A 9328-nucleotide genomic window follows, 5' to 3' on the forward strand; every position below is an offset into this window, starting at 1 on the left:
CCTCAAAATTTTGAAAAGGTTACATCGCAGTGAGTATTTTTTTTAAAAAGAAAAAAATCTGAGCGATTTCCATAAAAAAAGCTCACTAAAAAAGTGAGCTTGGTATCTGTCTAATTTTTATTCAGGTCTAGAACTTTAAGCAGCATTTTATCATCGCGGTGGTTCATGCGATACAGTCCTTCATCGCTAAATAAATCGCGTGCAATTAACGTTTTTAAATTTTTGCGCAATTGTTTTTTGGTTTCTTTACTAATAGGAGCATCTTTAAATTTTTTCAGAAAGCTATCCGATACTTTTTGGTCGCTATCAAAATCTTTGATAAATGATTCCAAACTCATTGCTGACAGCTCTTTTCGATGGTTGTCTACATAGTCAAAAGAGAATTTACTCAAAGGACTAAAAAAGAGTGTTGGTAAATACGCTGAGGTATCTACGGCGACAAACACATCGGGAATAATTCCACCTCCGCCGTATACAATTTTTCCTTTAGGTGTGGTATACTGCAAGCTATCAACTGTTTTGATACTGTCTTTTTCAAAGAGTTCACCACTTGAAAAACGCTCTTCGATATCGTTGCGATACTCACTGGTTTCAGCTCCTTTGGTATAGGGTTTTTGAATCGATCTACCGGTTGGAGTATAATACCTAGCAGTGGTTAAGCGAACTGCCGAGCCGTCACCTAAATCCATTTCTTGCTGTACCAATCCCTTTCCGAAAGAACGACGTCCGATAATCGTTCCTTTGTCGTTGTCTTGAAGGGCTCCGGCAACAATTTCTGATGCGGAAGCTGAATTTTCATCGATTAAAACATAGAGTTTCCCATCTTCAAAATCACCTTTTTCAGTGGCGAAAGATTTATTAACTGCTCCCTTGTTATTCTTGGTGTAAACGATCAGTTTGTCGTCCTCCAAAAATTCATCGACGATTTTATTTGCGATATCGATGTAACCACCTCCATTACCTCGTAAATCCAAAACGAGGGTGCGCATTCCTTTGTCGAGCAGGGTATCGAGTCCTTCTTTAAACTCGCGGTAGCTATTTCTCGCAAAGCGATTCAATTTGATATATCCAACACTATCGTTGAGCATATAAGAAATATCAACACTTTTGATATTGACTTTACCTCGGTTTACAGATACGTTAAAAATACTGTCGTTCATTTTTCTGTAAATCTGAAGTTTTACCTCTGTTCCCGGTTTTCCTTTGAGCTTTTTAAAGATGTCTTGTGTACGTAGGTCCTTATTATAAAGGGTATCTTCGTCAGCCATTAAAATACGGTCACCTGCCTTGATCCCCATTTTGATACTCGGGCCACCTTTAATAGGAGCAATGACCGTAATGGTATCGTTAATTACACGGAACTGAACACCGATTCCTACAAAATTCCCCTGCATGTTCTCGGTTACTAACTGTAAATTTTCACGCGGAATGTACACGGAATGTGGGTCTAACTTACCTAGCATATTTTTAATAGCATCGTCCAAAAGTTGGTCCGTATTAACGGTGTCCACATAATCTTGTTGGATGTATTCTATCAATCGTTTGATTTTTCGCTCTTTTGCTGAACTTTTTGCCAGCATGGGGCTCTGGGGACCATCAAACAACACGCCTATGAGTATTCCGAAGAATACGGCGAAAGCAAAATAGATAGGTAAATTATTTTTATTCATAAGGTAAATAAGTGATTTCTACGCCGGCTTTTTCTAAAAAATCCAATCCAGAAGCGTCTTTGTAAGCTTCTGAATATACGACGCGTTTAATTCCTGCTTGGTGAATGAGCTTACTGCACTGCTGACAAGGAGAAAGCGTGATGTACAGCGTGGCTCCTTTACACGACTGTGTTGAGGCGGCCACTTTTAAAATGGCGTTGGCCTCTGCATGTAAAACATACCATTTGGTATAGCCTTCTTCGTCTTCGCAGTAATTTTCAAAGCCAGAGGGAGTACCGTTGTATCCGTCTGAAATGATCATGCGATCTTTGACAATAAGGGCGCCTACTTTTTTTCTAATACAATGGGATAACTGTCCCCATTCCTTCGCCATTTTTAAATAAGCTAAATCGTATTTAGTTTGTTTTGATTCCACTACTACTAACTGTTAAGAAAAAAACTAATTTAAGTTGAATTACTGAGTTTCCCAATTAAAATGCTTACCAAAAAATGCGATTCATCATCATCTCAAAGGCAACTCCTACCACGATGGCCGAAGCAACTAAAATCCAGTCTCTCCTATTGACTCCCAATATGGATTGGGCTAAGGTTCCGATGAGTAAAATGGCTAAAACGATAAGTACTTGAGCTACTTCAACACCTAAAGCAAATTCCAATAAAGGCAGTAGTTTGTCAGAAGTACGACCGATGATTACTTTAAAATAGTTTGAAAATCCTAAACCGTGGATCAACCCGAAAAACAAGGCGAAAAACAAATTCTGATTTTCCTTCCCTACAGAAGCTTTTTTAGCGGTAAACACATTCATTAATCCTGTGACGAAAATGGTAAAGGGAATCAGAAACTCTACTAATTTTTCATTGACGTTTAATATTCCGTACGCCGAAAGTGCTAAGGTTAAGGAGTGTCCTAAGGTAAATAAGGTAATCAACCACAGTACTTTTGTCCACTGTTTAAACTGATATACTACGGCGAGTACAATTAAAAACAGGATGTGATCATAGGCTTTAAAATCGAGTACATGTGTAAGTCCTATTCGGAAATAAGTAAAAAATTCGTCCATTAAATTTTGATTTGGCGGTTAATTTGTTGGTCTAATGAAATAAAGGTTTCTGTTCGCGAAACCCCTTTAATAGTTTGAATGTCTTTATTGAGTAAATGCATTAAATCTTCATTGTTTTTACACATGATTTTAATGAAGACAGCATAGTTTCCGGTCGTGTAATGGCTCTCTACAATTTCTGGAATTTCTTTTAACCGCTTAATGGCAGAAGAGTACAAGCTGGACGAATCGAGAAAGATTCCGACAAAGGCGGTAGTAGTATAGCCCAAGGATTTCGGATTCAGTACCATCTTATAGCCATCGATTAAATCAGACTCATCTAATTTACGAAGGCGCTGATGAATGGCAGCTCCTGAAATTCCTACCTCCCTTGCGATGCTTAAAACCGGAGTTCGAGCATCTTTAACGAGTCGCTTGATAATGATCTTATCAATACCGTCAATTTTAAGCTTCTTTGTCATAATTTAAAGTAAAAGAAGTAAAATTATAAAAAAAATAAGGCACCGAGTCTGATTTTTTATGTTAATATGTAAGTGGATTGTGTTAAATTTTCTTAAAATCCTAAAACCTACTGCCTGGGCAATCCAACATCCGTTCTTGGAAGATCAGCTTGTTTAGCTTTTCAAAAAACCGTCTAAATTTCCCGCTTATTACAAAAAATATCGTCTCTAAGAGTTCTTAGTTTTATCGCTACTTCGACAGGTTACCTTTGTGTCAGAGAGAGGAAAGTATCGTGACCTAATAGATTATGATCTGGTGCAATTAGTTTAAAATAACTTATTAAAAGAAGGCTTTTAGTAGTGTTAGTGAACTGTGTTTTTGACATCAGGAGGAATTCAATAATGAAGTGGTCGTTCGCAACTACAGAGGGCGTTTGTCGTAACGAGACTGCATGAACGCCTAAATAACTAGATCAATATAGCAATAAACTTTGGGATTTTTTTGATGGACGCCTCCTTGAGGCAGCAAGTTAAGTACTGTTTTACTATCGTAGTAAAGGAGTTCAATAGATATGGGTTTTTGCCTTATTACAAGGACCTCTGTATAGTAAAGGTGTATATGATTTAGTGCTAGTAGAGGTGTTCTAAGAGTTTGATTCCATTGTTTCACGAAAAAAGATGAAAATATGAAAAAAAACTATCTCGTTTTACTAATGCCGATGTTGCTCTATGCAACTCTTCAAAATGTATTGTGTAAAGAAGTATTCAAGTTTTCCACCTCAGAGTTTAATTGGTTTTATAAGCCTAGTAGCGCTATAGCTTCTACGGATTTTTGCGTAGATGACGTTGTGAATCCTGTTATGGAACTTAAGAATCCTTATAGGTACGATTTAAGTACTAAACAAGGGCAAGCGCAGGTTTCGGAAGATTCGGATCAGGACGGTGTGCAGGATGAAATCGATTTGGACGATGATAATGATGGGATTCTCGATATTCATGAAATGAGGGAAGGAATCCCTAATGAAAATTGGGTGTCTACGGTGTTTTATTACAATGGAGCGACAGTGATAGGAAATAGATTTATAAGTGCTTCCGATTTTTATAATGGAGGTAGAGGAGGAGGACGTTTAAATGTATATGATGGTACGCTGTCAAATGGACAAAAGGCTTATGCCATTGGGGGTGTAAAAAGGGATCCTTCGTTTACAGTATCACATCTTGACAGACGTTATATCGAGTCGGATATAACTACGGGAGATTCAGCGGTGTTTATTTCGGGAATTCGGATAGATAATAAAAAAGTGGTACCGCCATACCTTCAAAATTTGGGCGTAAAAATTGCGGTTGCGGTATTTGATGTGGCTTCGAGTAGAGAGCATTTAATTTATGTTGAGGGATTGAATCGAAATTTTTCAGATCGTATATACAGAAAAATTGATATGGAAACCGCTTTTGAATTACAGCCGAATTCTGATTATCAATTACGAATATATCTTTTTGGCAGATCTAACACTTCGGCGAGTCCACAAGTTTGGTTGAGTAGAATTTATGTGGATACGGTATTGGAATGGGATCTTGGTTATCGGGATCTTGATACGGATGGTGACGGTATTGTAAATCACCTTGATACTGATTCCGATAATGATGGTTGTTTTGATGCTATAGAAGCCAAAGGGAATGTCAGTTTAACCGAACTGAATAGCAATGGCAGTATCGATACGAGTAATACGGGAGGTGTCGACGCAGATGGCGTACCTAATTTAGTCAATGCCGGCGGGACTTCAGACACGGACCATAAGCAAGGTCAATCGTTGAGTGTTGATTGCTATAAAGCATCCAAATTTGCGATTGATGAGGCTACATTTACAGATCAAACAACAACCGTAGTAGGAGGAGAGGTTACTTTTAGTATCGATTCAAAGGTACTTGCTACTGAAAAGTATGTGGATGGGGTTCCCAATTACGCAAAAGCTGAGAAATTGAACCCTCTATTTCAATGGCAAGAGAATGGAGTAGATTTAAAGGATGGAGGTGTTTATAGAGGAACTAAAACATCAAGTTTATACCTTTCCAATACCACTGGATTGAGTGGGAATGTCTATACAGTTGTAATGAGGCACCCAGGAAATAAATGCTTGGTAGAAGAACGCGCTGCCAAATTTACATACCAAGTGGATTCTGATGGCGATGGTATCGCGGATGTTGATGATTTGGATGATGATAATGACGGAATACTAGATGATGAGGAAAGAGTGTGTTTTTCCTATTATGAGAGTTTCGGTGTAGGATCGGGCCAAATGTTGACGAGTCATTCAAATGTTCCGAGTGCAAATGTCAGAAACGTTCGGGTGGGGACCAACACAGATTTTAATGGTCTTCCGTGGTATGAAACCCAGTCAGGTAAGGATGCGAAAGGGGATGCAGAAGGGCGGTATTTGGCCATGGACAACCCAATTGGGACTAGTCCAGTGTTATTATATAAAAAGGAGGTAGAAGTAACAGTTAACGAAAATTATCTGTACAGTTTGTACGCTGCAGCTCCTTTGGAAGAAGCTGGTAGACCTGCAAGCCAGTTTCCAGACGTTCTTATGAAAGTTTTTGATAGCAATGGGGTAGAGTTGAGTGAAGAAGATTCCGGGGTTTTGAATTTGGAGTGGACTTATGTGGAAATGCAGTTTACATCCACAACTCCAAAGGTGAGTATAGAAATTTATAATAGGAATACTACCAGCGTTGGAAACACCCTATTAATTGACGAAATCAATATTAGCTTGTTATCTTGTGATACGGATGACGATGGAATTATCAATTCTCTTGATTTAGATTCCGATAATGATGGCTGTTTTGATGCTTTGGAAGCTGGAGGAAATGTCACAAGCGAGCAGTTGACGAATACGGGACGTATTGACATCGCCACTACAGGAGGTGTGGATAGTGAAGGTGTCCCGAATCTTGTTAATGTAGGAGGTTTAGGTGATATTGATGGGAATCAAGGGCAGAGGGCAGTAGGTAGTGAAACCGTTTTTGAGCGTTTGTCCATTGATAAGTTTTTTTCAAAGTTGACGCTTTGTGAAGGGGAATCTGGCATCTTGTGGGTGGATGTCACCAAGAATATTACCTCGACTTTTTTGGATGGAGTTCCAATTTTTGATGAGGATACGGATTTCTTTTTCAATGGTTTTAATTACCAGTGGCAAATAAAGAATGTAGACAGCGGGCTTTGGGAGAATCTTTCAAAATCTGAGACTTATTCAGGAGTAGCAACGGATACTTTAAGGTTAACAGATGTCAGACGATCCTTATCGTCGAACATCTATCGGGTGGTAGTTTCTGATGGTCAAAGCGAAGATTGTTTTAGTGTAAGTAGTCCTCAGGCATTGTTGGTGGTCCTACCTAACTTTGTTGATAATCTTGATAAGTCTCAAAGCTTATGTGTGGGCACCCTGTTAACAACTATCGAACATTCGGTTTCGGGAGTTACAGGATTGGGAACTCCAGAAAATCTACCCTCCGGAGTAGAAGCACACTTGGTTGGGGGTACTACTGTGGAAATCACAGGAAGTCCTTTGGAATCAGGAGTTTTTAATTATCGGATTCCCTTAACGACGCAATGTGGCGATTTATTTGCTGAAGGAAGCATCACGGTGTTACCAGAAAGTACTGTTGATAACCTAGATAAATCACAAACTGTATGCGTGGGAACCCTGTTAACAAGTATCGAACATTCGGTTTCGGGAGTAACAGGATTAGGAACACCAGAAAATCTACCCTCAGGAGTAGAAGCGCGTTTGGTGGGAGGCACTACTGTGGAAATCACAGGAACACCTTCTGAATCAGGAGTTTTTAATTATCGTATTCCTTTAACGGCGGTATGTGGAAATGTATTTGCCGAAGGAAGCATCACGGTGTTACCGCAAAGTACTGTTGATAACCTTGATAAGTCTGAGAGCTTATGTGTGGGATCACTGTTAACAAGTATCGAACATTCGGTTTCGGGAGTAACAGGATTGGGAACACCAGAAAATTTACCCTCAGGTGTACAAGCGCGTTTGGTGGGAGGCACTACTGTGGAAATCACAGGAACCCCTTCTGAATCAGGAGTTTTTAATTATCGTATTCCTTTAACGGCGGTATGTGGAAATGTATTTGCCGAAGGAAGCATCACGGTGTTACCGCAAAGTACTGTTGATAACCTTGATAAATCACAAACTGTATGTGTGGGCACACTGTTAACAACTATCGAACATTCGGTTTCGGGAGTAACAGGATTGGGAACACCAGAAAATTTACCCTCTGGAGTACAAGCGCGTTTGGTAGGAGGTACCGCTGTGGAAATCACAGGAACCCCTTCTGAATCAGGAGTTTTTAACTACCGTATTCCACTTGTTGCCGAATGTGGAAATTTATTTGCCGAAGGAAGCATCACCGTAGTGCCGCAAAGCACTGTTGATAACCTTGATAAATCACAAAGTTTATGCGTGGGAACCCTGTTAACAACTATCGAACATTCGGTTTCAGGAGTAACAGGATTAGGAACACCAGAAAATTTACCATCCGGAGTAGAAGCACATTTGGTGGGAGGTACTACTGTAGAAATCACAGGAACACCTTCTGAATCAGGAGTTTTTAATTATCGTATTCCGTTAACAGCCGAATGTGGAAACTTATTTGCGGAAGGAAGTATTACCGTGTTACCGCAAAGTACTGTTGATAACCTTGATAAATCACAACGTTTATGTGTGGGCACACTGTTAACAACTATCGAACATTCGGTTTCAGGAGTAACAGGATTGGGAACACCAGAAAATTTACCCTCTGGAGTAGCAGCACGTTTGGTAGGAGGTGCAACTGTGGAAATTACAGGAACACCTTCTGAATCAGGAGTTTTTAATTATCGTATTCCTTTAGCGACGGTATGTGGAAATGTATTTGCTGAAGGAAGCATTACCGTGTTACCGCAAAGTACTGTTGATAACCTTAATAAGTCTGAGAGCTTATGTGTGGGCAGCCTGTTAACAACTATCGAACATTCGGTTTCAGGGGTAACAGGATTGGGAACACCAGAAAACTTACCCTTAGGAGTACAAGCACGTTTGGTGGGAGGTACTACTGTGGAAATCACAGGAATACCTTCTGAATCAGGAGTTTTTAATTATCGTATTCCTTTAACGGCGGTATGTGGAAATGTATTTGCGGAAGGAAGCATCACGGTGTTACCCCAAAGTACTGTTGATAATGTTGATAAATCACAAAGTTTATGCGTGGGAACCCTGTTAACAAGTATCGAACATTCGGTTTCAGGGGTAACAGGATTGGGAACACCAGAAAACTTACCCTCCGGAGTAGAAGCACGTTTGGTAGGAGGTACTACTGTGGAAATCAAAGGAACACCTTCTGAGTCAGGAGTTTTCGACTATCGTATTCCTTTAACGGCCCAATGTGGAGATTTATTTGCTGAAGGAAGCATCACCGTGTTACCGCAAAGTACTGTTGATAACCTTAATAAGTCTGAGAGCTTATGTGTGGGCACCCTGTTGACAACTATCGAACATTCGGTTTCAGGGGTAATAGGATTGGGAGCTCCAGAAAACTTACCCTCGGGAGTTGAGGCACGTTTGGTAGGAGGTACTACTGTGGAAATCAAAGGAACACCTTCTGAATCAGGAGTTTTTAATTATCGTATTCCGTTAACAGCCGAATGTGGAAACTTATTTGCGGAAGGAAGTATTACCGTGTTACCGCAAAGTACTGTTGATAATGTTGATAAATCACAACGTTTGTGTGTGGGAACACTGTTAACAAGTATCGAACATTCGGTTTCAGGAGTAACAGGATTGGGAACACCAGAAAATTTACCCTCTGGAGTAGCAGCACGTTTGGTAGGAGGTACTACTGTGGAAATCACAGGAACACCTTCTGAATCAGGAGTTTTTAATTATCGTATTCCTTTAACGGCGGTATGTGGAAATCTGTTTGCTGAAGGAAGTATTGACGTGTTACCACAAAGTACTGTTGATAATGTTGATAAATCACAACGTTTATGTGTGGGCACACTGTTAACAACCATCGAACATTCGGTTTCGGGAGTAACAGGATTAGGAACACCAGAAAATCTACCCTCAGGAGTAGAAGCGCGTTTGGTGGGAGGCACTACTGT

The 9328-nt window shown here is 39.9% G+C and carries 4 protein-coding genes; all 4 read right to left on the bottom strand.

The features are described from left to right. Positions 1 to 110: 110 nt before the first annotated feature. A complete protein-coding gene (locus tag ACKTS5_RS02630) occupies positions 111 to 1670 on the bottom strand; it encodes a S41 family peptidase (protein ID WP_408042277.1) in 1560 nt (519 codons plus the stop codon). After that, positions 1663 to 2085: a deoxycytidylate deaminase gene (locus tag ACKTS5_RS02635; RefSeq protein ID WP_408042278.1), complete on the bottom strand. Its 423-nt coding sequence runs from the start codon at positions 2083 to 2085 to the stop codon at positions 1663 to 1665. The genes ACKTS5_RS02630 and ACKTS5_RS02635 overlap by 8 nt, the downstream gene beginning before the upstream one ends. 64 nt (positions 2086 to 2149) lie before the next feature. Beyond that, positions 2150 to 2731 (bottom strand): HupE/UreJ family protein, encoded by a 582-nt coding sequence (locus ACKTS5_RS02640; protein ID WP_408042279.1) that lies wholly within the window; start codon positions 2729 to 2731, stop codon positions 2150 to 2152. After that, positions 2731 to 3192, bottom strand: a complete 462-nt coding sequence (locus tag ACKTS5_RS02645) for an Lrp/AsnC ligand binding domain-containing protein (RefSeq protein ID WP_408042280.1) — start codon at positions 3190 to 3192, stop codon at positions 2731 to 2733. Before ACKTS5_RS02645 ends, ACKTS5_RS02640 begins: the two co-directional genes overlap by 1 nt. Positions 3193 to 9328: the final 6136 nt, after the last annotated feature.

It is taken from the genome of Tenacibaculum litopenaei, from assembly GCF_964514025.1.
Taxonomy (GTDB): domain Bacteria; phylum Bacteroidota; class Bacteroidia; order Flavobacteriales; family Flavobacteriaceae; genus Polaribacter; species Polaribacter litopenaei.

What these genes read in the sequence shown, in the direction of transcription:
- ACKTS5_RS02640 (WP_408042279.1), bottom strand. Translation starts at nt 2,731, where the DNA reads ATGGACGAATTTTTTACTTATTTCCGAATAGGACTTACACATGTACTC.
- ACKTS5_RS02645 (WP_408042280.1), bottom strand. Translation starts at nt 3,192, where the DNA reads ATGACAAAGAAGCTTAAAATTGACGGTATTGATAAGATCATTATCAAG.
- ACKTS5_RS02630 (WP_408042277.1), bottom strand. Translation starts at nt 1,670, where the DNA reads ATGAATAAAAATAATTTACCTATCTATTTTGCTTTCGCCGTATTCTTC.